The sequence below is a fragment of the Streptomyces sp. NPDC053426 genome (assembly GCF_055585405.1).
The window spans coordinates 84226-106017 of sequence record NZ_JBVJKE010000011.1 but is presented as its reverse complement, the minus strand read 5'-3'; the positions used below and the strand labels follow the sequence as shown (position 1 = coordinate 106017).

General features: G+C 73.8%; 19 protein-coding genes and 1 pseudogene. 12 read left to right on the top strand and 8 right to left on the bottom strand.

The annotated features are described in order from the left end of the window. Positions 1 to 167: 167 nt before the first annotated feature. From ACZ62B_RS22795 to ACZ62B_RS22785, 3 genes are read left to right on the top strand one after another with little or no spacing between them, the layout of a single operon-like run. Positions 168 to 1709, top strand: coding sequence for a glycosyltransferase family 4 protein (locus ACZ62B_RS22795; protein ID WP_344564877.1), 1542 nt, complete (start codon positions 168 to 170; stop codon positions 1707 to 1709). Beyond that, a complete protein-coding gene (locus ACZ62B_RS22790) occupies positions 1703 to 2455 on the top strand; it encodes a class I SAM-dependent methyltransferase (RefSeq protein ID WP_344564879.1) in 753 nt (250 codons plus the stop codon). Before ACZ62B_RS22795 ends, ACZ62B_RS22790 begins: the two co-directional genes overlap by 7 nt. Beyond that, a complete protein-coding gene (locus tag ACZ62B_RS22785; protein WP_468878677.1) occupies positions 2452 to 3528 on the top strand; it encodes a prenyltransferase/squalene oxidase repeat-containing protein in 1077 nt (358 codons plus the stop codon). Before ACZ62B_RS22790 ends, ACZ62B_RS22785 begins: the two co-directional genes overlap by 4 nt. A gap of 19 nt (positions 3529 to 3547) precedes the next feature. Here ACZ62B_RS22785 and ACZ62B_RS22780 read toward each other — a convergent pair whose 3' ends face one another. Further along, the gene (locus ACZ62B_RS22780; protein WP_344564883.1) at positions 3548 to 3841 is read right to left on the bottom strand and encodes a hypothetical protein; all 294 of its coding nucleotides are present in this window, start codon (positions 3839 to 3841) and stop codon (positions 3548 to 3550) included. 62 nt (positions 3842 to 3903) lie between these two features. Next, entirely contained in the window at positions 3904 to 4686 is a 783-nt protein-coding gene (locus ACZ62B_RS22775) for a DUF2249 domain-containing protein (protein WP_468724339.1), read from the bottom strand. A 74-nt stretch (positions 4687 to 4760) separates the two neighbouring features. Between ACZ62B_RS22775 and ACZ62B_RS22770 the strand changes: the two genes are divergently transcribed. The 4 genes from ACZ62B_RS22770 to ACZ62B_RS22755 all read left to right on the top strand — a co-directional run bounded on the left by ACZ62B_RS22770 (position 4761) and on the right by ACZ62B_RS22755 (position 10230). Then, a complete protein-coding gene (locus ACZ62B_RS22770) occupies positions 4761 to 5798 on the top strand; it encodes a helix-turn-helix transcriptional regulator (RefSeq protein WP_469691869.1) in 1038 nt (345 codons plus the stop codon). After that, positions 5795 to 6940 (top strand): hypothetical protein, encoded by a 1146-nt coding sequence (locus ACZ62B_RS22765; protein WP_469691868.1) that lies wholly within the window; start codon positions 5795 to 5797, stop codon positions 6938 to 6940. The genes ACZ62B_RS22770 and ACZ62B_RS22765 overlap by 4 nt, the downstream gene beginning before the upstream one ends. Then, positions 6937 to 9687 (top strand): multicopper oxidase domain-containing protein, encoded by a 2751-nt coding sequence (locus ACZ62B_RS22760; RefSeq protein ID WP_469691866.1) that lies wholly within the window; start codon positions 6937 to 6939, stop codon positions 9685 to 9687. The genes ACZ62B_RS22765 and ACZ62B_RS22760 overlap by 4 nt, the downstream gene beginning before the upstream one ends. A 117-nt stretch (positions 9688 to 9804) precedes the next feature. Beyond that, entirely contained in the window at positions 9805 to 10230 is a 426-nt protein-coding gene (locus tag ACZ62B_RS22755; protein ID WP_344564893.1) for a putative zinc-binding protein, read from the top strand. 114 nt (positions 10231 to 10344) lie between these two features. Here the strand turns inward: ACZ62B_RS22755 and ACZ62B_RS22750 are convergent, their stop codons facing one another. The 4 genes from ACZ62B_RS22750 to ACZ62B_RS22735 form a co-directional block, all read right to left on the bottom strand. Continuing rightward, positions 10345 to 11199: a hypothetical protein gene (locus ACZ62B_RS22750; protein ID WP_468878694.1), complete on the bottom strand. Its 855-nt coding sequence runs from the start codon at positions 11197 to 11199 to the stop codon at positions 10345 to 10347. Positions 11200 to 11357: 158 nt separating this feature from the next. Beyond that, positions 11358 to 12317, bottom strand: a complete 960-nt coding sequence (locus ACZ62B_RS22745) for an N-acetylmuramoyl-L-alanine amidase (RefSeq protein ID WP_469691864.1) — start codon at positions 12315 to 12317, stop codon at positions 11358 to 11360. A gap of 9 nt (positions 12318 to 12326) precedes the next feature. Further along, positions 12327 to 12986: a class I SAM-dependent methyltransferase gene (locus ACZ62B_RS22740; RefSeq protein WP_344564899.1), complete on the bottom strand. Its 660-nt coding sequence runs from the start codon at positions 12984 to 12986 to the stop codon at positions 12327 to 12329. Positions 12987 to 13086: 100 nt separating this feature from the next. Continuing rightward, the gene (locus tag ACZ62B_RS22735; RefSeq protein ID WP_344564901.1) at positions 13087 to 14823 is read right to left on the bottom strand and encodes an MFS transporter; all 1737 of its coding nucleotides are present in this window, start codon (positions 14821 to 14823) and stop codon (positions 13087 to 13089) included. 223 nt (positions 14824 to 15046) lie between these two features. On the opposite strand from ACZ62B_RS22735, the gene ACZ62B_RS22730 reads away from it, so the two are divergent. From ACZ62B_RS22730 to ACZ62B_RS22720, 3 genes are all read left to right on the top strand, one after another. Beyond that, positions 15047 to 15307, top strand: a complete 261-nt coding sequence (locus ACZ62B_RS22730) for a WGxxGxxG family protein (protein ID WP_344564903.1) — start codon at positions 15047 to 15049, stop codon at positions 15305 to 15307. A 160-nt stretch (positions 15308 to 15467) separates the two neighbouring features. Beyond that, a complete protein-coding gene (locus tag ACZ62B_RS22725; RefSeq protein ID WP_468724324.1) occupies positions 15468 to 16898 on the top strand; it encodes an MFS transporter in 1431 nt (476 codons plus the stop codon). 129 nt (positions 16899 to 17027) lie between these two features. After that, positions 17028 to 17888 carry a MaoC/PaaZ C-terminal domain-containing protein gene (locus ACZ62B_RS22720; RefSeq protein ID WP_468724322.1) on the top strand — a complete coding sequence of 287 codons (861 nt, stop codon included), beginning with the start codon at positions 17028 to 17030 and terminating at the stop codon, positions 17886 to 17888. A 69-nt stretch (positions 17889 to 17957) separates the two neighbouring features. Here the strand turns inward: ACZ62B_RS22720 and ACZ62B_RS22715 are convergent, their stop codons facing one another. Together ACZ62B_RS22715 and ACZ62B_RS22710 are read right to left on the bottom strand one after the other, a co-directional pair. Then, on the bottom strand, positions 17958 to 18125 hold the full coding sequence (locus tag ACZ62B_RS22715) for a hypothetical protein (protein ID WP_344564909.1): 168 nt from the start codon (positions 18123 to 18125) through the stop codon (positions 17958 to 17960). A gap of 826 nt (positions 18126 to 18951) precedes the next feature. Further along, positions 18952 to 19971: pseudogene (locus ACZ62B_RS22710) on the bottom strand (hypothetical protein); the annotation flags it as partial. Between the two features lie 212 nt (positions 19972 to 20183). Here ACZ62B_RS22710 and ACZ62B_RS22705 point away from each other — a divergent pair. Together ACZ62B_RS22705 and ACZ62B_RS22700 are read left to right on the top strand one after the other, a co-directional pair. Next, positions 20184 to 21041 carry a Nif3-like dinuclear metal center hexameric protein gene (locus ACZ62B_RS22705; RefSeq protein WP_344564911.1) on the top strand — a complete coding sequence of 286 codons (858 nt, stop codon included), beginning with the start codon at positions 20184 to 20186 and terminating at the stop codon, positions 21039 to 21041. Next, positions 21038 to 21781, top strand: a complete 744-nt coding sequence (locus tag ACZ62B_RS22700; RefSeq protein ID WP_344565078.1) for a zinc ribbon domain-containing protein — start codon at positions 21038 to 21040, stop codon at positions 21779 to 21781. The genes ACZ62B_RS22705 and ACZ62B_RS22700 overlap by 4 nt, the downstream gene beginning before the upstream one ends. Positions 21782 to 21792: the final 11 nt, after the last annotated feature.

The following is a 21792-nucleotide window of genomic DNA, read 5'->3' as shown; positions in this document are numbered from 1 at the left end:
ACAGCATGGCATGCCGTCCGTCGTGGCGTGAATCACCTGATCCACTGCTCCCAGTACCCCTACCTGCCGGTAGATTCAGATCCTCCGGACGATCAACTCTGAAACTTGTTCTAGATTGGCGTCCCGGCGTAATCTCGCGGGACAGTGCAGGGAGAAGGGGGCCCAGAGTGACCGCTGAGGCCAGTCAGGCCGGGCCCTCGCGGGGTCCCGCATCCGACGGCTTGCGACCGCTCCGCATCGCACTCCTCACCTATAAGGGAAACCCGTTCTGCGGCGGGCAGGGCGTCTACGTACGCCACCTCTCCCGCGAACTGGCCCGCCTCGGACACCGCGTCGAGGTCATCGGCGCCCAGCCGTACCCCGTGCTCGACGTCCTCGACGGGGGCCAGGACGGGCCGGCCCTCACCGAACTGCCCAGCCTCGACCTCTACCGCCAGCCGGACCCCTTCCGCACCCCGAAGCGCGACGAGTACCGGGACTGGATCGACGCGCTCGAGGTCGGCACGATGTGGACCGGCGGCTTCCCCGAGCCGCTGACGTTCTCCCTGCGCGCCCGCCGCCATCTGCGCGCCCGCCGCGGCGACTTCGACGTCGTCCACGACAACCAGACCCTCGGCTACGGCCTGCTCGGCGACCTCGGCGCCCCCCTGGTGACCACCATCCACCACCCCATCACCGTCGACCGGCGGCTGGAGCTGGACGCCGCCGAGAACTGGCAGCGGCGCTACTCGGTGCGCCGCTGGTACGCCTTCACGCGGATGCAGAAGAGGGTGGCGCGCCGCCTGCCGTCCGTGCTCACCGTCTCCGGCAGCTCCCGCCAGGAGATCGTCGACGATCTCGGCGTACGGCAGGACCGTATCCACGTCGTCCACATCGGCGCCGACACCGACCTGTTCGCGCCCGATCCGTCGGTGCCGGTCGTACCGGGCCGGATCGTGACCACGTCCAGCGCGGACGTGCCGCTGAAGGGGCTGGTCTTCCTCGTCGAGGCGCTGGCGAAGGTGCGGGCCGAGCAGCCCGGGGCACACCTCGTCGTGGTCGGCAAGCGGCCCGTGGAGGGGCCGGTCGCGCAGGCCGTGGAGCGGTACGGGCTCGAAGGCGCCGTCGAGTTCGTCAAGGGCATCTCGGACGCCGAACTCGTCGACCTGGTGCGGTCGGCGCAGGTCGCGTGCGTGCCGTCGCTGTACGAGGGGTTCTCCCTGCCGGCCGCCGAGGCCATGGCCACGGGCACCCCGCTGGTCGCCACCACCGGCGGGGCGATTCCCGAGGTGGCCGGCCGCGACGGGGAGACGTGTCTCGCCGTACCGCCCGGCGACGCGGGGGCGCTGGCCGCCGCGCTGACCCGGCTGCTCGGCGACCCGGAGCTGCGCGCCCGGCTCGGGGCGGCCGGACGGGAGCGGGTGCTGCGGCACTTCACCTGGGCGCGTGCGGCCCAGGGCACGGTGGCCCGCTACCGCGAGGCGATGGCGGACGCGGGCCGGGACACGGGCGCCGCCCGCCCCGGTGCCCCGGCCGTCGACCGCGCCGGGACCCGGCCCGCGGACCGTGCCGCGGCCGAGGCCGTCGACCACCCCGCGCCCACGGCCCCCGGCCGCCCCGACGCCCCGGTCGCCGGGGACGCCGGCCCCGACACCCCCACGGACACGGCCGCCGCCGTGTCCGTGCACGCAGCCGACACCTCCGACCGCGAAAGCAGGGCCACGTGCTGACCGTCGACTTCTCCCGGTTCCCGCTCGCCCCGGGCGACCGCGTCCTGGACCTCGGCTGCGGGGCCGGCCGGCACGCCTTCGAGTGCTACCGGCGCGGCGCGCAGGTCGTGGCGCTGGACCGGAACGGCGAGGAGATCCGCGAGGTCGCCAAGTGGTTCGCGGCGATGAAGGAGGCCGGGGAGGCACCCGCCGGGGCCACCGCCACCGCCATGGAGGGCGACGCCCTCGCCCTGCCCTTCCCCGACGAGTCCTTCGACGTCGTCATCATCTCCGAGGTGATGGAGCACATCCCGGACGACAAGGGCGTCCTCGCCGAGATGGTGCGCGTGCTCAAGCCCGGCGGCCGGATCGCGATCACCGTGCCGCGCTACGGCCCGGAGAAGGTGTGCTGGACGCTGTCCGACGCCTACCACGAGGTCGAGGGCGGCCATATCCGCATCTACAAGGCGGACGAACTGCTGGCGAAGATCCGCGAGGCGGGCCTCAGGCCGTACGGCAGTCATCACGCGCACGCGCTGCACTCGCCGTACTGGTGGCTGAAGTGCGCGTTCGGCGTGGACAACGACAAGGCGCTGCCGGTGCGGGCGTACCACAAGCTGCTGGTCTGGGACATCATGAAGAAGCCGCTGGCCACCCGGGTCGCGGAACAGGCGCTGAACCCGCTGATCGGCAAGAGCTTCGTGGCGTACGCGACCAAGCCGCACCTGCCGCGCGCCGCGGCCGGGGCCGAGGCGGACGCCACGTGACGACCCCCCGGACCGAACACCTGGTCCTGCCCGGGGTCCTCACGGCCGGCCAGGCCGCCGCGACCGTCGCCGGCATCCTCGCGGCGCAGCGGGAGGACGGGGCGATCCCCTGGTTCCGGGGGCACCACCTCGACCCGTGGGACCACGTCGAGGCCGCGATGGCCCTGGACGCGGCGGGCGAGCACGCCGCCGCCGAACGGGCCTATCTGTGGCTGGCCCGGCACCAGTTGGCGGACGGCTCCTGGTACGCGGCCTACGCCGACGGCGACCCGCTCGACGTCACCGACCGGGGCCGGGAGACCAACTTCGTCGCCTACGTCGCGGTCGGGGTGTGGCACCACTACCTCTCCACCGGCGACGACACGTTCCTGGACCGCATGTGGCCCGTGGTGTGCGCGGCGGTGGAGTTCGTGCTGCGGCTGCAGCAGCCCGGCGGGCAGATCGGCTGGCGGCGCGACGACGACGGCACGCCCACCGCGGACGCGCTGCTCACCGGCTCCTCCTCCGTCCACCACGCGCTGCGCTGCGCGCTGGCCATCGCCGAGCAGCGCGAAGATCCGCAGCCGGACTGGGAGTTGGCCGCGGGCGCGCTGCGGCACGCGATCCGGCGCCACCCGGAGCGGTTCCTCGACAAGGACCGCTACTCCATGGACTGGTACTACCCGGTGCTCGGCGGCGCGCTCACCGGCGCGGAGGCCAAGGCCCGTATCGAGGAGGGCTGGGACCGTTTCGTCGTCCCCGGACTCGGGGTGCGCTGCGTGGTGCCCAACCCGTGGGTGACCGGCGGCGAGTCGGCCGAACTCGCCCTGGCCCTCTGGGCGATGGGCGAGTCCGACCGCGCGCTGGAGGTGCTCCAGTCGATCCAGCACCTGCGCGATCCGGAGACCGGCCTGTACTGGACGGGCTACGTCTTCGACGACGACGCGATCTGGCCGCGCGAACTGACGACGTGGACGGCCGGCTCACTGCTGCTGGCCGTCGCCGCGCTCGGGGGCCACGAGCCCACCTGCGCGGTCTTCGGCGGCGAACGCCTGCCCGGAGGCCTGGACCCGGACTGCTGCGACCTCGCCTGATCCGGGTCGGCCGGCCGCCTCAGCGGCGCCCCAGCCGGCCCGCGATCGCGTGGCCGATGAAGAGGTAGACGACGGCGGCGAGTCCGTAGCCGGCGACCACGCGGGCCCAGGCCTCGTCGAAGGTGAAGAGGTCACGCGACCAGGCGGCCAGCCAGTTGGCCGCGTCGTGGACGAACCGCACCAGGTCGTTGCCCCGGTTGGCGTCCAGCAGGTACATCAGGATCCACAGTCCGAGGATGACGGCCATGATGTCCGCGATCACCGCGACGACCGTCCCCGCGGAGTTGGAACCAGTGCGATATCGAGGGGACATACTTTCCGACTGGCCCCGAACGTCCGGTTGAAACCCGGAACGCCCGGGGCCGGTGGGGAAGTTCAGCGGTGGGTGAGCAGCAGGCGCCACGCCTCCGGGCCGCGCTGCTGGTAGTCCACCGCGAAGACGCCGGGGTGCCGGTCCTCGATCTGCCGCAGCAGCGGCAGCGGGTCGTGCGGTGCCACGAGCACCATGGCCCGCCCGGCCGGTACGGCACCGAGCGCGCCGAAGACCGTGGCGTGCCGCAGCGCGTGCGGGACTTCCCGGACGTCGAGTTCGGGCACCTCCACGTCGTCCGATCCGCCGCAGCCGCACGTACCGCCGCAGCCGCCGCCCGCGGACCCCTCCGCGGCCTCCTCGCCGCCGCCGAGCAGTTCGCGCATGCCGCCCAGCAGGTCGGCCAGTGAGATGTCCGGGGCGCCGGCGAGCAGCGGCAGGACGAGGTCGTTCTCCTTGCCCAGGTGCTCCTCGAACAGGACCTGCAGCGCCCGGCCGTCGGCCGCCGCCCGTACGGCGGAGTCCGCCTCGCGCAGCGCGTCCACCAGGGCGGTGAGCCTGCGGTGTTCGGCGAGCATGCCGTCGATGAGGAGACGGGCCTCGGGCAGGTCGCGGGCGGCGGTGTAGAGGGTGCCTTCCTCGGCGACCGCGTGCGGGAGCAGGTCCCGGTCGCAGAAGGCGACCAGTCCGGCGCGGACCTCGTCGGCCGCGGCCGGGTCGCGGTCCGCCGCGGCGACCAGCATGGCCACCCGTCCGGCCAGCTCACCGGCCAGCTGGGCGTGATGCGCCTCGACGGCTTCGACGGCCGCCGCGTCCTTGGGGTCCGATGCGAGGGTCAGAGTGCTCATCAGGGGGCCGTTCCTTCCAGCCGTCGACGACCCGTCCGAACGGTGCGGGCCGATGCCTGCAATATAGTACGGACATGACCGTGGAAAATAACGGCCCGCTTCCCGGCAGCGGATCGCACCGCGTCCCGCTGTCCCGGCAGCGGAGTGGTGTCCTGCAGTACCTGCGCGGACAGGCCGGCCCCGTCACCGCCACCGCGCTCGCCCAGGTGTGCGCGCTGCACGTCAACACCGTCCGCGAGCACCTGGACGCCCTGGTGGACGACGGTCTGGCCGCCCGCGAGCGGTCCGCCCCCGCCGGGCGCGGCCGTCCCGCCTGGCGCTACCGGGCCCGCCCGCCGCAGGAGTCCCCCGCGCGGGAGTACGCGGGGCTCGCCGCCGTACTGGCCGCGCGGATCGCCCGCACCAGCGCCGATCCGCGCGGGGACGCCCTCGCCGCGGGCGAGGACTGGGGGCGGGTCCTGACCGCCGGGCAGGAGCCGTCGGCGGACCCGAGGGAGGCGCGGGAACGGCTGCTGGACCTCCTCGGAGAGATCGGCTTCGCCCCGGAGGCCGACGCGGAGGCGCGCGAAGTACGGCTGCCGCGCTGCCCCTTCGTCGAGACGGCCCGTGAGCATCCCGGCGTCATCTGCGGCGTCCACGAAGGACTGGCACGGGCGGCCCTCGGCGCCCTGGGCGAGGACTCCCAGGAGGTCGAACTGCTGCCCTTCGCCGAAGCGGGCGCCTGCCGCCTCCACCTGGACACGGCCCCCACGCCGGGCACCGGGACCCCGCCGGCCGCCGACCTCGCGCCGGGCGCTGGTCCCGTGCCGGATGCCGGTTCCGTTCCGGATGCCGGGGCACCGTCGGGCGCCGGTCCCGTGCCGGATGCCGGCCTCGCGCAGGACGCCGGGACTCCGTCGGCCGCCGGCCCCGTGCCGGACACCGGCCCCGTTCCGGATGCCGGGACTGCGTCGGGCGCCGGTTCCGTTCCGGACACCGGCCCCGTTCCGGATGCCGGGGCACCGTCGGGCGCCGGTCCCGTGCCCGATACCGACCCCGTGCCGGATACCGGTCCCCCCTCGGCCGCCGCCCCCGAGCGGCGGAGCGGGACCGGGTCCGGGGAGGCCCCGTGACCCCCGTCGCCCCGGCCGCCCGGCGTGCGGGGGCACGTCGCGCGCCCCTGTTGCTGGCCGCCGGTGTCTGTCTGCTCGCCGGTCTCGATGCCGCCCTCGTCCTGCTCGGGCTTCCCGCCCCGGTCACCAGTGACCGTCTGCCCCAGGTGCACGGGGTGCTGCTGGTGCTGGGCTTCGCCGGCACGCTGGTGGCGTTGGAGCGTGCCGTCGCGCTGGGCGGGCGGTGGCCCTGTCTCGCCCCCGGCGCGCTCGGCGCCGGGGGCCTGCTGCTGCTCACCCCCGTGGACCTGGCCGTCCCGCGGCTGCTGCTCGTCGCCGGGGCCGCCGTACTGACCGCGCTGTACGTGCGGTTCTGGCAGCGGCAGCCGAGCGTCGCCCTGCTCGCCCAGGCGGCGGGCGCCGTGTCGGCGCTCGGTGCGGCACTGCTGTGGCTGGGCGGCCTCGACGTCCCGCGCCTGCTTCCCTGGCTGGTCGCGTTCCTCGTGCTGACCATCGCGGGCGAGCGGCTGGAACTCGCCCGGGTGGCCCTTCTGGCGCCCCGCGCGGAACCCGCCTTCCTGGCCTGCGTCGGCGCCGTCGCCACCGGCGTCGTCACCACCCTGATGTGGCCGGCCACCGGCACGCTCCTGCTCGGCGCCGCCCTGCTCGCGCTGGTCGCCTGGCTCGTCGTGCACGACGTCGCCCGCCGGCTGCTGCGTTCCACGGGACTGCCCCGCTTCTCCGCCGCGTGCCTGCTCGCCGGGTACGCGTGGCTGGGCCTCGCCGGCGCCCTGTGGCTGCTGGGCGGCCCGGTCGCCGAGGGGAGCCGCTACGACGCCGTGGTGCACGCCGTGTTCCTCGGCTTCGTGATGTCGATGATCATGGCGCACGCCCCGGTGATCCTGCCCGCCGTACTGCGCCGCCCCCTGCCCTACCACCCCGGGCTCGCGGTGGCGGCCTGGCTGCTGCACGGCTCCCTCGCCCTGCGCGTGGTGGTCGGCGACCTGCGGGACGTCGAAGGGGCGTGGCAGCTCGGCGGGGCGCTCAACATCGCCGCGGTCCTGCTGTTCGTCCTGACGGCGGCGACCGCGTCGGTGACCGCCACCCGACGCGCCGCCTCCACCTCCTCCTCCACCCCCGCCGACTCGAGGAACCCCCGGTGACCACGCAGCTCTCCTCCCCCACGGCGAACGGCCCCGCCCCGAAGCCGCCCGGACGATCACCACGCGCCCTGTGGCACCTCGGCGTGAACGCCGTCGTGGTGGTCTGGCTGGGGCTGTTCGCCGTGGTCGGGAGCGCCCACCACTTCCTGCCGCACTCCTTCTGGCTGCTGGTCCACACCCTGCTGCTCGGGGCGGTCACCAACGCCGTCGTCATCTGGTCGGGGCACTTCGCCGCGTCCGTGCTCCGACTGCCGGAGGCGAACCGGGGCGCCCCCGCCGCGCTGCGGCTGGTCTGCCTGAACGCCGGAGCCGTCGCCGTCATCGGCGGCATGTACACCGACCGGTGGCCCGTCGTGCTCGTCGGCGGAGGCCTGGTCGCGGCAGCCGTCACCGCCCACGCCGTGTGGCTGGTACGACTGCTGCGGAGGGCCCTGCCCGGCCGGTTCTCCATGACCGTGCGCTACTACACGGCCGCCGCCCTCCTGCTGCCCGTGGGCGCCGCGCTGGGCGTCGTCATGGCCCGCGGCGACCTCGGCGGTGACCTCCCGGAACGGCTGCTGCTCGCGCACGAGATGATCAACCTGCTCGGCTGGGTCGGCCTCACCGTGGCCGGAACGCTGATCACCCTGTGGCCGACGATGCTGCGCACCCGGGTGGCGGACGGCGCGGAACGGGCCGGACGCCGCGCCCTCCCCGTCCTGCTCGCCGGGCTCGGCGCGGCCGTCGCCGCCGCACTGCTCGGCCCCCCGCCGCTGGCCGCTCCCGGTGTCGTCGTCCACGCCGCAGGACTGGTGATCGCCGGCGTCCCCTGGGTGCGCGAGGCCCGTGCCAAGGCCCCGCGTTCCTTCGCCGCCTGGTCGGTGGCCGCGGGAAGCCTCTGGCTCGCGGGGTCCCTGCTGGTGCTGGCCGGCATCCTCCTCTCCACGACGTCCTGGATCACGGTGGGGGAGCGTACGTCGCTGCTCACCGCCCCGCTCGCCGCCGGCTGGATCGCCCAGGTGCTGCTCGGCGCCCTCAGTTTCCTCGTCCCCGTGGTCCTGGGCGGCGGCCCCGCGGCCGTACGCGCCGCCACCGCCGGACTCGAACGGGCCTGGCCCGCCCGGCTGACCATCACCAACACCGCGCTGCTGCTCTGCGTCCTGCCGGTACCGTCCGTGGTCCGGGTGATCTGCTCGGTGCTGCTGCTGGTGATGCTGCTGTACTTCCTCGTCCTGCTGGTGCTCACGGTCGTACGGGGCATACGGAACCGCCGGAAGGGGACGACCGGACCGGCCCTCGCGGCCGAGCCGGCCCCCGCGCCCGGACCGGCCCCCGCGGAGGCGCCGGCGCCCCCGCACCGCGTGCTCGGGGGCGTGGCCCTCGGGCTCGCCGTGGTGATGCTGGCCGTCGCGGGCGGCGGCGCGGCGGACGTGCGGTCGCTGCCGATCCTGGAACGGTCCGCCGCCACGAGCGCGGACGGCGGGGAGGTGACGCCGACCGGCCGCACGACCACGGTCGAGGTGACCGTAAGGAACATGCGCTTCTCCCCGGCCTCCGTCGACGTGCCCGCGGGCGACCGCCTGGTGATCGAGCTGCACAACACCGGCACCGACACGCACGACCTGGTGCTGGAGACCGGCGCCCGCACCGACCGGATCGCCCCGGGCGAGCGGGCCACGCTGGACGCGGGCGTCGTCGGCCGGGACCTCGACGGCTGGTGCTCGGTGGTCGGGCACCGGCAGATGGGCATGGTCTTCGGGGTGCGGGTCACCGGTGACGGCGGCGGCAGCACGGCGGAAGGAAGCGGGGAGAACGGGGAGAACGGGGAGACCGTGCACGAACACGGCGGGACGGCGTCCGAGGGCACGGGCGAATCCGCCGCGGACGCCTTCGACCCGATGGCCGAACCGGCCGACGGCTTCACCGCCCGCGACGCCCAACTGCCGCCCGCCGCCGAAGGATCCGGTCCCCAGGTGCACAGGCGGACCCTCACCGTGAAGGAGGCGGAGGCCGAAGTCGCCCCCGGCGTGCGGCAGACGCTGTGGACCTTCGACGGCACGGCCCCCGGGCCCGTGCTGCGCGGCCGGGTCGGAGACACCTTCGAGATCACCCTCGTCAACGACGGGACCATCGGCCACTCCGTCGACTTCCACGCCGGGGCGCTGGCACCGGACGAGCCGATGCGCACCATCCAGCCCGGCGAGTCACTGACGTACCGCTTCAAGGCCACCCGCAGCGGGGTGTGGATGTACCACTGCTCGACCATGCCGATGTCCCTGCACATCGCCAACGGCATGTTCGGCGCCGTCGTCATCGACCCGCCCGGCCTGCCGCGCGTGGACCGCGAATACCTGCTGGTCCAGTCGGAGTTCTACCTCGGCGAGCAGAACGGCACCGCCGACGCCGACAAGGTGAACGCCAAGGAACCCGACATGGTCGCCTTCAACGGGTACGCCAACCAGTACGACCACGACCCGCTGACGGCGAAGGCCGACGAGCGCGTACGGATCTGGGTGCTGACGGCCGGACCGAACGTACCCAGTGCCTTCCACGTCGTGGGCGGCCAGTTCGACACGGTGTTCCGCGAGGGCGCGTACGACCTGCGGCCGGGCAACGCGGAACGCGGCGGCGCGCAGGTCCTCGATCTCGCCCCCGCGTCGGGCGGGTTCGTCGAGCTGACCCCGCCCGAGGCCGGCGACTACCCGTTCGTCACGCACATCATGAGTGACGCGGAACGCGGTGCGCACGGCGTCCTGCGCGTGCGCTGACCGGGCCGAACGGCCCTGTGCCGGTGGCCCGACGGACCCATGTGCCCGTCGGGGCACCGTTCCTAGGCTGGCGGGGAGCGCACCGCGCGATCCCCGCCGCCCCGAGTGAGGCCCCCTGTGAAACGCCGCCGTGATCTGCCGCTCGTCTACTCCTGCTCGGGCTGTTCGAGCGCGGCCCAGATGACCAACTGGATCGCGGTCCAGCTCGACCGGCGCGGCATCGCCGAGATGTCGTGCATCGCGGGCGTCGGCGGGGACGTCCCGAGCCTGGTCCGCAAGGCCCGCGGTGACCGGCCGGTCATCGCCGTCGACGGATGCGTGCTGCAGTGCGCCCGCAACTGCCTCGCCCGGCACGGCGTCACACCGGCCGTGCACCACCTCCTCAGCGACGACGGCGTACGCAAGCGGCTGGGGGAGGACTTCGACCCGGAACAGGCGGAGCAGGTGCTCGACGGGCTGATCGCACGAATCGAGGAGGAGACCCGGGGCGTACCGGGGCCGGTCGGGACGACCGAGCCTGCCGCGGAGTCCGTCGGCCGCTGACCCGCTCCGGGTCTCAGGCCGCGTCCGTGCGGCGCAGGGTCGCCGCCCGGCGGAACGACAACGGCCCCCCGCCCGGAAGGGCGGGGGGCCGTGACGAGAAAGGGCCGGGGCCGGTCAGCCGCGCTGGATGCCCGAGGTGTCCTGGAGGACGCCGCGGCGGCCGTCCTGGGTCTGGGCGACGAGGGACGGACCGCGCTGCTCGACCGCCAGGTACCAGGTACCGGGGGCCAGTTCGGCGATCGGCGTGGGCGAGCCGTCCTCCGGGAACAGCGGACGGGGCACCGGCACCGCGAACCAGAACGGCGAGAAGTCACCGGCGGGCGCCGGAGCGGGCTGACCCGGCTGCGGCTGACCCGGCTGGGGCTGGCCGGGCTGGGGCTGGCCGGGCTGCGGCTGCCCCGGGAAGGGCTGCTGCGGCTGACCGCCGAACGAGGCCTGCTGCGCACCCGGGTAGCCGTAACCGCCGGGCGGCTGAGCGCCGTACGGCTGCGGGGCGGCGGGACGGGCGGCCGGGAGCAGGGCCCCCTTGAGGGCGGGCACCAGGGGGGTGGCGACGGCGGCGGCGGCCATGACGAGCGTGGCGATGAGGGCCAGGATCAGACCGGTGCCGGCGTCGGGGCCGTCGGAGGAGCCACCGCCCACGTTGTCGATGCCGCCGGCCACGTCGAAGATGTTGCCGAGCGCGCTCCAGGCGGCGAACACCGTGAAGGCGATGCCGAACTGGCCGAGGTCGAGCCCCGCGACCTTCGGCGGCTGCGGCAGACCACGGGCGACGACGACGAGCGCCGCGCCGATGATGCCCGCCAGCACCACTCCGAGTACGACCGGACCGCTGCCCCACAGGCTGGGGAGGTCGTAGTCGTCGGGTGCGCCGTCGACGGAGTAGAGGTCGAGGAACGACGCGATGAACAGCAATACCGCTGCTCCGATCACCACGCCGTCGCCTCGAGTGAGGGAGCGGATATTCACTTCAGGTCCTTCGTAGGTCGTCTCGTCGTCGGAAGAGGCGTCGCTGTCACGGTGTCGCCCGAAGGTTCCGGTGTGAAGCGCGGGGGTGGCCCCTCATCGTCCGGACGACACTACCGTCCGTGCGATCGGGCTGTCCGCCCGGATCAGCGCGCTGATCCTCACCCGCGCAGGAAACTCACGATTCCGTCGGAAATCCCTTGCGCCGCTTTCTGCCGCCAGGCACCGCTGGTCAGCAGTGCCGCGTCCTTGCTATCGCGCATGTTGCCGCACTCGATGAACACCTTGGGAACCGTTGACAGATTGAGACCGCCCAAGTCCTTACGTGTGACGAGACCGGTACCGTCGCCGACGTAGTTGGAGGGCGCGCTGCCGGTGACGCGGACGAAGTTGCCCGCGATGCGCGTGCCGAGGTCGTCGGACGGCCCGACGATGGCGCGGGTGTCGGCGGCACCGGCGTCGACGGCGCCGGGCAGGATCACGTGGAAGCCGCGGTTGCCGGTGCCCGAGCCGTCCGCGTGGATCGAGACGACGGCGTCGGCCTTCGCCTCGTTGCCGATCCGGGCCCGCTCGTCCACGCACGGTCCGAACGGCCGGTCCCCGTCCTGGGTCAGCTTCACGGCGGCGCCCTGCTTCTCCAGGAGCGTGCGCATCCGGTGGGCGACGTCGAGGGTGAAGTCGGCCTCGGCGTAACCGTCGTTGGTGGACGTTCCGGTGGTGTCGCACGCCTTGCGGTTGGTCCCGATGTCGACCTGGCGGTTGATCTCGGCGGTGTGCTTGAAGTTCTCCGGGTTGTGCCCGGGGTCGATGACGACGACCTTGCCCTCGAGGGGACCGCTCGCGGCGGCGGGGGCGCTCGGCTTCTCGTCCTCGGAACTCGCGGACGGCGCCGGCGACGACGTACGGGACGAGGCGGAAGCGGAAGCAGGTGCGGAGGGGGAAGCGGAAGCGGAAGCGGCGGTGCTCCCCGGCCCCTCGTCGCCCCCGGACCCGCCCACCGCGGCGTACACCGCCCACCCGAGCAGCGCGCCCGGCACCAGCGCGGCGAGTGCCACGGTCAGGGGCCCGCGCCGGGGCCGTCGGGGCTGGGGCGGATCGAAACCGGGACCTGTGTACGACACGCAGCCACCCTAGCGGTGCAGGACGCCCGTGCCGGTACGGCGCAGTACGCGCAGGGATCCGGTGGCCGAGACCTCGGTGAACGCGCCGGACGCGAGAGCCCGGAGGTAGACGCGGTACGGAGCCTGGCCGGTGAACTCGTCCACCGGGTCGGGGAAGACGTCGTGGATGACGAGGAGGCCGCCCTCGGCCACGTGCGGGGCCCAGCCCTCGTAGTCGGCGGTGGCGTGCTCGTCGGTGTGGCCGCCGTCGACGAAGACGAGGGCGAGGGGGGTGGCCCACAGGGCGGCGATGCGCGGGGAGCGGCCGACCAGGGCGACCACGTGGTCCTCCAGGCCCGCCCGGTGCAGGGTGCGGCGGAAGGTGGGGAGGGTGTCCATCAGGCCCAGCTCGGGGTCGACCGTCTCCGGGTCGTGGTACTCCCAGCCGGGCTGCTGCTCCTCGCTGCCGCGGTGGTGGTCCACGGTGAGCGCGGTGACGCCGGCCGCGCGGGCCGCGTCGGCGAGCAGGATCGTGGAGCGGCCGCAGTAGGTGCCGATCTCCAGGAGCGGCAGCCCCAGCCGGCCGGCCTCGGCCGCCGCCGCGTACAGGGCCAGGCCCTCGTCCACGGGCATGAAGCCCTTCGCCGCCTCGAACGCGGCCAGGATCCCGGGCCCGGGTGCCATCGACATGGAGCTTGCCTCTCCCGAGGTCGTACGTGTGTGCACGGGCCCATGCTGCCGTACCCCCCGCGCGGGTGGTGCGACAGGGGGTACCGGCGGGTAACAGGGGTCAGGTGGACACCGTCTCGCCCGGCAGGGACAGGTCCAGGTCGACCGGGCGTCCGTCGCCCTCGTGGCGGGCCGGGGAGGCGAGCGGGGCGTGGCCGGCGGCGCGGGCGGCCAGGACGTACGGGCCCCGCGCGGGGACGGCGAGGGCGTACGTGCCGTCGTCGGCGGAGACGGTGGCGCCCGCCCGGCGGCCGTGGCGGTCGGTCAGGGTGACCTCGGCGCGGGCGACGGGCGCCCCGGCGGCGTCCAGGACCCGGCCCCGGAAGCCGCGCAGGGCCGCCTCCGCGTGCTCCAGGTTCGCGTCCTCCTCGCTGCTCGCCCGGAGCCGCGGGTGCTGCTCCGACGGGCGCCGGCCGGGCAGGAACAGGGCCAGGACCAGACCCACGGCCACCGCCGCCGTCGCGATCAGGAAGGAGATCCGGAAGCCGTGGAGGGTCGGGATCTCCACCCCGCCCACGGTGTCCGCCGTGTGGGCCAGCACCATGCCGATGACGGCGCTCGACACCGACGTGCCGATGGACCGCATCAGGGTGTTGAGGCCGTTCGCCGCGCCGGTCTCCGAGGCCGGCACCGCGCCGATGATCAGCGCGGGCAGGGAGGAGTAGGCGAGGCCGATGCCCGCGCCGATGACCACCGAGGTGACGACGGTCTGCCAGGCGGCGTCCATCAGGCCGAGGCCGCCGCCGTAGCCGATCGCGATGATCACCAGGCCGAGGATGAGGGTGGTCTTCGGGCCGTACCGGGCGGAGAGGCGGGCGTAGACGGGCGCGGTGAACATCATCGTCAGGCCCAGCGGGGCCACGCACAGGCCCGCGACCACCATCGACCGGCCGAGCCCGTGACCGGCGGGGAGCTGGAGGAGCTGGGGCAGGACCAGGGAGACGACGAAGAAGGAGACGCCGACCATGATCGACGCGAGGTTGGTGAGCAGGACCTCGCGGCGGGCGGTGGTGCGCAGGTCCACCAGGGGCGCGGGGACGCGCAGCTCCATCAGGCCCCAGAGGAGGAGCACCACGGCCGCCGCGCCGAACAGGCCCAGCGTGGTGCCGGAGGCCCAGCCCCAGTCGCCGCCCTTGGAGACGGGGAGCAGGAACAGCACCAGCCCGGCGGACAGGCCCAGCGCGCCCGGCAGGTCGAAGGTGCCCTTGGCGCGCACCGGGGATTCCGGTACGACGGCCAGGGTGAGCGCGATCGCGAGGACGCCGAGGCCGGCGGCGCCGAAGTAGAGGGCGTGCCAGTCGGAGTGCTGGGCGACCAGCGCGGCGGCGGGCAGCGCGAGACCGCCGCCGACGCCTATGGAGGAGCTCATCAGGGCCATCGCCGAGCCGAGGCGCTCGTGGGGCAGCATGTCGCGCATCAGGCCGATGCCGAGCGGGATGGCGCCCATCGCGAAGCCCTGGAGGGTGCGGCCGGCGATCATCAGCAGCAGGTCACTGGTGAACGCGCTGACCAGCGCGCCGACCACCATCACCGCGAGACTGGCGACCAGCATGCGCCGCTTGCCGTAGAGGTCGCCGAGGCGGCCCATGATCGGGGTGGCCACGGCGCCGGACAGCAGGGTCGAGGTCAGTACCCAGGTCGCGTCGGCGGGGGAGGTGTCCAGCAGCAGCGGCAGGTCCTTGATGACCGGGACCAGCAGGGTCTGCATCACCGCGACAACGATGCCCGCGAAGGCGAGCACCGGGACCACGGCCCCGCCCGCTCTGCCGGAGGGACGGTCGGTCGTCGTCTGCGTCATGGAAAGGTGCCTCCAGGGCCGGCCGCGGGCGGGTACGTGTAGGCCGAACCCCGTACACCGAGGCAACTATTCCGATGCTTCGAACCACTAACGAATTCTTGACCGTTCCTTTGTGCCGATAAATTCTCGGCATTTGTCGCATTCAAGTCTGTTGCTGGAGGAAAAGGGCACTACGGATGGTGCGGAAGCGACTGCTGGGACCACTGAGATGAGGGAGACAGCAATGCGTAAATTCCTGGGCACCGTCGTCATCGGCGTTCTGCTGGCCGTCGCCCCGGCCGGTGCGGCGTTCGGCCAGACCACCGGGCAGACGGACCGGCCGGCCACCGCCACGGTCGTACAGGCGCAGGACGACAACGACGACGACGGCGGCGGCAACGGCGGACTGTGGGGCCTGCTCGGCCTGCTGGGACTGGCCGGACTCATCCCTCGCAAGAACAAGCGCGAGCACCACCGGAACACCAGCGGCGCCACCCGCATGTGACGGCCGGTTTCTCGCTCCGGCGGAGATTTCCACCCGCCCCCGGCCGACCGGGGGCGGCGGGTCCGCGCCCAGGACAGGGACCAGGTCTCCGTACCCAGGTCCGGAGACCTGGCCCACGTCGGACGAAAAGCCGATGCCGGGGCGGGGCCCGGTTGAGAGCATGGCGCACATGCTCGAAACCACCGGCACCGCCCGCAGGCCCGCTCGCGCCACACCGCCCATGTGGCTGGTGGTGGCGCTCGCCTGTGCCGGGCAGTTCCTCGTCGTCCTCGACATCTCGGTGGTGAACGTCGCCCTGCCGTCCATGCGCGGCGGGCTGGCGCTCGGCGAGCAGGGCCTGCAGTGGGTGGTGAACGCGTACGCCATCGCCTTCGCCGGCTTCATGCTGCTCGGCGGGCGCGCCGGTGACCTCTACGGGCGCAAGCGGATGTTCCTCGTCGGCCTCGGCCTGTTCACGCTGGCCTCGCTGGCCGGCGGGCTGGCCCAGGACGGCTGGCAGCTGCTGCTGGCGCGGGCCGTGCAGGGACTCGGGGCGGCCGTCCTGGCGCCCTCCACGCTCACCATCGTCACCTCGGCCGTGCCGGAGGGCGCGGCCCGCGCCCGGGCCATAGCGACCTGGACGGCCGTCGGGGCGGGCGGCGGCGCGGCCGGCGGATTCGTCGGCGGGGTGCTCGTGGACGCGCTGTCGTGGCGGTGGGTGCTGCTGATCAACGTACCCGTCGGAGCGCTCGTGCTGGCCGGGGCCGCCCGGTGGCTCACGGAGAGCAGGGCCGGGGACGGCCGGCGGCTCGACCTGCCGGGCGCGCTGCTGGTGACGGCGGGCCTCGCCACCCTCGCGTACGGCATCTCGCAGACCGAGGCCGAGGGCTGGACGGCGGCGGCCACGCTGGTGCCGCTGTGCGCCGGGCTCGTCCTCCTCGCCCTGTTCCTCCTCGCCGAGGCACGGGCCAAGGCCCCGCTGATGCCGCTCGGACTGCTGCGGCTGCGGTCGGTGGCGTCGGCGAACGTGGCGATGCTCATCAGCGGCTCCGCCATGTTCTGCATGTGGTTCTTCATGACCCTGTACGCGCAGAACGTGCTCGGCTACACCCCGCTGGAGGCCGGGCTGGCGCTGGTGCCGAGCTCGCTCGCCGTGATCATCGGCTCCAAGCTCGCGCCCCGGCTGATGCGCACGGCGGGACCGCGCACCGTGGCCGTGCTCGGCACGCTGATCGCGGCGACCGGCTTCGGCTGGCAGTCGACGATGACCGCGGACGGGGCGTATCTCACCGCGATCATGTTCCCCGGCATCCTGATGATGCTGGGCGCGGGCATCGCCGCCACCCCGCTGGCCTCGCTGGCCACGTCCGGCGCGGCACCGGAGGAGGCCGGCCTGGTCTCCGGTCTGATCAACACCTCCCGCACGATGGGCGGCTCCCTGGGCCTCGCGATCATGTCCACGATCGCGGCGGCCCACACGGGCCCCACCCGCACCCCGCACTCCCTGACGGAGGGCTACGCCCTGGCCTTCCGCACCAGTACGGCACTGCTGACGGTCGGCGCGGTGGTGATGTGGCTGTGGCTGCCGAGGAGGACGAGGGAGGAACACTAGCCGCCGCAGCCGCGGGCAGTCGTGCCTCCCCAGTGCCTCAAGGGCCCGGGAGGCACCCGGCAAGCACCGGTGAGCACACCCGCCCCCCCGCCCGGCCACGACCAACGGGAACGACGCGACAGGAGCCCCATGCCCATCGACGCAGCCAAGGCCCTGACCGCCCCACCCCGCATCACCCACATCTCCTGGACCCCCAAGGACGTCCTCCTCTACCACCTGGGCATCGGCGCAGGTCATCCCACCACCGCCCCCCGAGAACTGCGCTACACCCTCGAATCCCGACTCCACGTCCTGCCGAGCTTCGCCACCGTCGCAGGCGGCGGCCCACCCGGCGTGACCGGCGCACTCTCCCTCCCCGGCATCGACGTGGACCTCGCCCGCGTCCTCCACGGCGGCCAGTCGCTCACCGTGCACCGCCGCCCCCTGCCGGCCGAGGGCACCGCCACCACCACCGCCCGTATCACCGCCGTCCACGACAAGGACACAGCGGCCGTCCTCGTCATGCGTACCGAGGCCGCCGACGCCGACGGCCCGCTGTGGACCGACGAAGCGCGGATCCACGTACGTGGTGAAGGAGGCTGGGGCGGAGACCGCGGCCCGTCCGTGCGGCACGAGCCGCCCACCGGACGGCCGGACCGGACCCTCGAACGCACCGTCCGCGAGGACCAGGCCCTGCTCTACCGCCTCTCCGGCGACTGGAACCCGCTGCACGCCGACCCGGAGTTCGCCGCGCGCGCCGGGTTCGAACGGCCCGTCCTGCACGGCCTGTGCACCTACGGCATGACCCTCAAGGCGGTCGTCGACACCCTGCTCGACGGCGACGTCACCCGCGTCCGCTCCTACGCCACCCGGTTCGCCGGGGTCGTGTACCCGGGCGAGACGCTGCGGATCCGGATGTGGCGCGGGGACGGCGCGGTACGGGTGGTCGTCGGTGCCGTCGACCGCGGCGACGCGCCGGTACTCGCCGATACGACGGTCGGACACGACTGAGCCGGGCCCCGGCCGTCATCGATGACGGCCGGGGCCCGGCTCAGTCGCGGATCGGTGCCTGCCGTGATGTCAGGCGGCCGACCCCGCGTACTCGTTCACCTGTTCCGGCTTGCGGTGCCGGCCGCGCGGGGACGCTTCCGCGTCCTGCGTGGAGACCGGGCCCCGGTGCTTGCCGTGTCCGGCAGCGGCCTGTCCGCCCTCGGCGGACTGCGACTCGTTCGTGCTGACGTCGTTCATCGGAAGGAACTCACCCCGTAAACATGATCTTTCCTACAGCCGGGCGAGTGTAACCGGCACACCACCACCCGAATCCAGGCGGCCACGCCGACCGCCACTACTTCGTTACAAGCCGTCCCAAAGGCGCCTGCTGCAAGGGAACGGGACGGGGAGCGGCGGGGGTGTCGTGCGCGGGAAGTCCGGCATGGAACGGACTCCGCTCGTCGGTCATGTGCTCGGCACAGGGCTGCGGTCGACCGTCCACCGTGTGCGCGGTGCACAACGGAAGCCACCCCTCGGCGATGTGCACGACGTACGACGACAGCCGGCCGTCGGTACGCACGGCGTAGGGCGGGAGGAAGTCTTCGGCCAGGGGGCCGACGGGGGAGACGAGCCGGCCTTCGGTCATGGGCGCGGTGTCGGAGGGGGTGGGGGCTTCGTTCATGGGTGCGGTGTCGGAGGCGAGTCGGCCTTCGGTCATGAGTGTGGCGGTGGTGGACGGGGTGGGGTCTTCGGCCGTGGGGTCGGTGGTGGCGAGTCGGCCGGCGGCCATGAGTCCGGCGGTGAAGGGGATCCCTTCTTCGTCCGTGAGCCCGGCAGCGGATGGGTTTCGCCCACCGGCCACGGGACCGGCCGGAAAGGCGAGTCGGCCTTCGGTCATGGGCGCGGCCGCGGACGGCGTCCGGTCTCCGGCCGCGGGCCCCACGGCGGAGGAGCGCCGGCCGTCGGGTACGGAGCCGGGCGCGGGCCCGGTTCCCGGCCGGGCCTCGGCGGACGCCGGCCGGCCCGGAGCCTCCCGGAGGTCCGCCACCGGACGGACGTCCAACCCCTCCCGCCGCCGCTCCTGCCCGGGCGCCCGCAGCCCGGCCACACCGCAGGGCACCGCCCCGGTGGCGTACGGCAGCCGCAGCACCCCGTCCGCGGTCCACAGTCCCGCCCCGGCCAACCACCCCGCCGGCGCCGGGAAATGGTGCACCTGCCGTTCCGCCGGCCGCCACACCCCGACCCAACTGCCGAACGCGCCGTCGACGCGCAGCGCCACCGCGCAGCCCTCCGGCGTCAGCATCTGCCCCGGCTGGATCGCGAACGGCGTCACCGCGCAGTCCGCCAGCCGCAGGCACTCCGGGAAACGCACCGGCAGCGTGCTGCCCAGCACCCCCCAGCCCAGCCGGCTCCGCCCGGGTGACGGCGCGTCCGAGCGGATCAGCAGCAGTCCGCTGTCCGGGTCGGCGAGCAGCACCCGGTCGTCGCTCCCGTCGGCGATCTGCAGCAGCGGGGACATCTCGCCGCCGCGCTCCAGGTCCACCACGACCGCCTTGGTGCGCCCGCCGGTCTCCCGGTCCAGCGCCAGCATCCGCCCCTCGCGGTCCAGCCACACCCCGCCCGAGCAGCGTCCGGGAACCTCCGCGAGCTGCTCGGGCCCGAACGCGCCGCCCACCACCAGCCACACCGCCGTGGACCGCCGGCCCACGGCGAGGGCGTACGCCCGCTCCCCGCCCGGCGCGGGCGGCAGCAGCCGTAGCCGGGTGCCCTCGTCCGGGCACTCGACCGTGCCCAGCGGCAGCTCACCGGTGCCGGGGCCGGTCGGGTACAGCAGGGCGAAGGCGTGCCGTCCGCCCACCAGCCGGTGGATGAGGACCCGCCCGTCGCTCAGGGGCTGCACCTCGGTGCCGGGTTCCTCGGGCTGGTTGCCGGGCAGCGGCACCGCGTAGGGTTCGGGGCCGTCCAGGGTCCAGCGCTCCGGGAAGAAGGAGTCGCCGGCGAGGGCGAGGCGTGCGGCGTAGGAACCGTCGGCGGTGATGGCGCAGCCCGCCCGCCCGGCTCCCTCCTCGTGTCCCGCCGCAGGTTCGATGGCACAGACCGTCATCGTTCGGTCACCTCCGGTGACGAAAGTAGGTCGCGCACGCACAGACGGCGGAGCGGTGGGCCCGCACTTCACACGTAAGGGTGCTCCAGGAACGATTCGCCTGAGGAAGAAGCGGACGTGTGCTCCATGGGTCGTGGTGTCGCGGCCGTGGCGCCGGCGGCGAGAGCGGCGCCGGTTCGGGCGCACAGGGCCGCCCAGGTAGCCTTGGCAGCGTGCCCCGTCTGTCAGAAGTCATCGCCGCGCTGGAGAACCTGTGGCCCGCCGAGCGGGCCGAGTCCTGGGACGCGGTCGGCACCGTCGTGGGCGAGCCCGACCAGGAGGTCACACGGGTCCTGTTCGCCGTCGACCCGGTCCAGGAGACCGTGGACGAGGCGGTGAAGCTCGACGCCGACCTGCTGGTCACCCACCACCCGCTCTATCTGCGCGGGACGACCACGGTCGCGGCCTCCACCTTCAAGGGCCGCGTGGTGCACACGCTCATCAAGAACGACATCGCGCTGCACGTCGCCCACACCAACGCCGACACCGCCGACCCGGGAGTCTCGGACGCCCTCGCCGGCGCGCTGGACCTCAGGGTCGTACGACCCCTGGTGCCGGACCCGACCGACCCCGAGGGCCGCCGGGGGCTGGGCCGCGTCTGCGAGCTCGACCACCCGCTGACCGTCCGCGACCTCGCCGCCCGCGCCGCCGAACGCCTCCCCGCCACCGCGCAGGGCATCCGTGTGGCCGGCGACCCCGACGCGCCCGTGCGTACGGTCGCCGTCAGCGGCGGCTCCGGCGACAGCCTCTTCGACCACGTCCGGGCCGCCGGCGTGGACGCCTTCCTCACCGCGGACCTGCGCCACCACCCGGCCTCCGAGGCCCGCGCCCACAGTCCCCTCGCGCTGCTCGACGCGGCGCACTGGGCCACCGAGTGGCCCTGGTGCGAGCTGGCGGCAGCCCAGCTCGACGAGATCTCCGACCGCCACGGATGGGACCTGCGGGTCCACGTCTCGAAGACGGTCACCGACCCCTGGACCGCCCACGCGGCGTCTCCCGCCACCACCGACACATCTGGAGCCCCCAACTGAACGCCGCGCCCGCCGACCAGATCCGACTCCTCGACGTCCAGGACCTCGACGTCCGCCTGCAGCAGCTCGCGCACAAGCGGAGGTCGCTGCCCGAGCACGCCGAGATCGAGTCGCTGAACCGGGACCTCACCCAGCTGCGCGACCTGCTCGTCGCCGCGCAGACCGAGGAGAGCGACTGCGCCCGCGAGCAGACCAAGGCCGAGCAGGACGTCGACCAGGTGCGCCAGCGCGCCGCCCGTGACCAGAAGCGCCTCGACTCCGGTGCGGTCTCCTCGCCCAAGGACCTGGAGAACCTCCAGCGCGAGATCGCCTCCCTCGCCAAGCGGCAGGGCGACCTGGAGGACGTCGTCCTGGAGGTCATGGAGCGCCGCGAGTCCGCCCAGGAGCGGGTCGCCGAGCTGACCGAGCGGGTCGGTTCCGTACAGGGGAGGATCGACGACGCCACCGCACGCCGGGACGCGGCCGTCGAGGAGATCGACGGCGAGGCGGCCTCGGTGACGAAGGAGCGCGAGGTCGTCGCGGGTTCCGTGCCCGCACCGCTGCTGAGCCTGTACGAGAAGCTGCGCGAGCAGCAGGGCGGCATCGGCGCGGCGAAGCTGTACGCCCGTACCTGCCAGGGCTGCCGCCAGGAGCTCGCCATCACCGAGCTGAACGAGATCCGTTCCGCCGCCCCCGACACGGTGGTGCGCTGCGAGAACTGCCGGCGCATCCTGGTGCGTACGTCCGAGTCGGGGCTGTAAGGAGTCCTGGC

What these genes read in the sequence shown, in the direction of transcription:
- ACZ62B_RS22780 (WP_344564883.1), bottom strand. Translation starts at nt 3,841, where the DNA reads ATGTCCCCTCGATATCGCACTGGTTCCAACTCCGCGGGGACGGTCGTC.
- ACZ62B_RS22775 (WP_468724339.1), bottom strand. Translation starts at nt 4,686, where the DNA reads ATGAGCACTCTGACCCTCGCATCGGACCCCAAGGACGCGGCGGCCGTC.
- ACZ62B_RS22770 (WP_469691869.1), top strand. Translation starts at nt 4,761, where the DNA reads ATGACCGTGGAAAATAACGGCCCGCTTCCCGGCAGCGGATCGCACCGC.
- ACZ62B_RS22740 (WP_344564899.1), bottom strand. Translation starts at nt 12,986, where the DNA reads ATGTCGATGGCACCCGGGCCCGGGATCCTGGCCGCGTTCGAGGCGGCG.
- ACZ62B_RS22735 (WP_344564901.1), bottom strand. Translation starts at nt 14,823, where the DNA reads ATGACGCAGACGACGACCGACCGTCCCTCCGGCAGAGCGGGCGGGGCC.
- ACZ62B_RS22730 (WP_344564903.1), top strand. Translation starts at nt 15,047, where the DNA reads ATGCGTAAATTCCTGGGCACCGTCGTCATCGGCGTTCTGCTGGCCGTC.
- ACZ62B_RS22725 (WP_468724324.1), top strand. Translation starts at nt 15,468, where the DNA reads ATGGCGCACATGCTCGAAACCACCGGCACCGCCCGCAGGCCCGCTCGC.
- ACZ62B_RS22720 (WP_468724322.1), top strand. Translation starts at nt 17,028, where the DNA reads ATGCCCATCGACGCAGCCAAGGCCCTGACCGCCCCACCCCGCATCACC.
- ACZ62B_RS22715 (WP_344564909.1), bottom strand. Translation starts at nt 18,125, where the DNA reads ATGAACGACGTCAGCACGAACGAGTCGCAGTCCGCCGAGGGCGGACAG.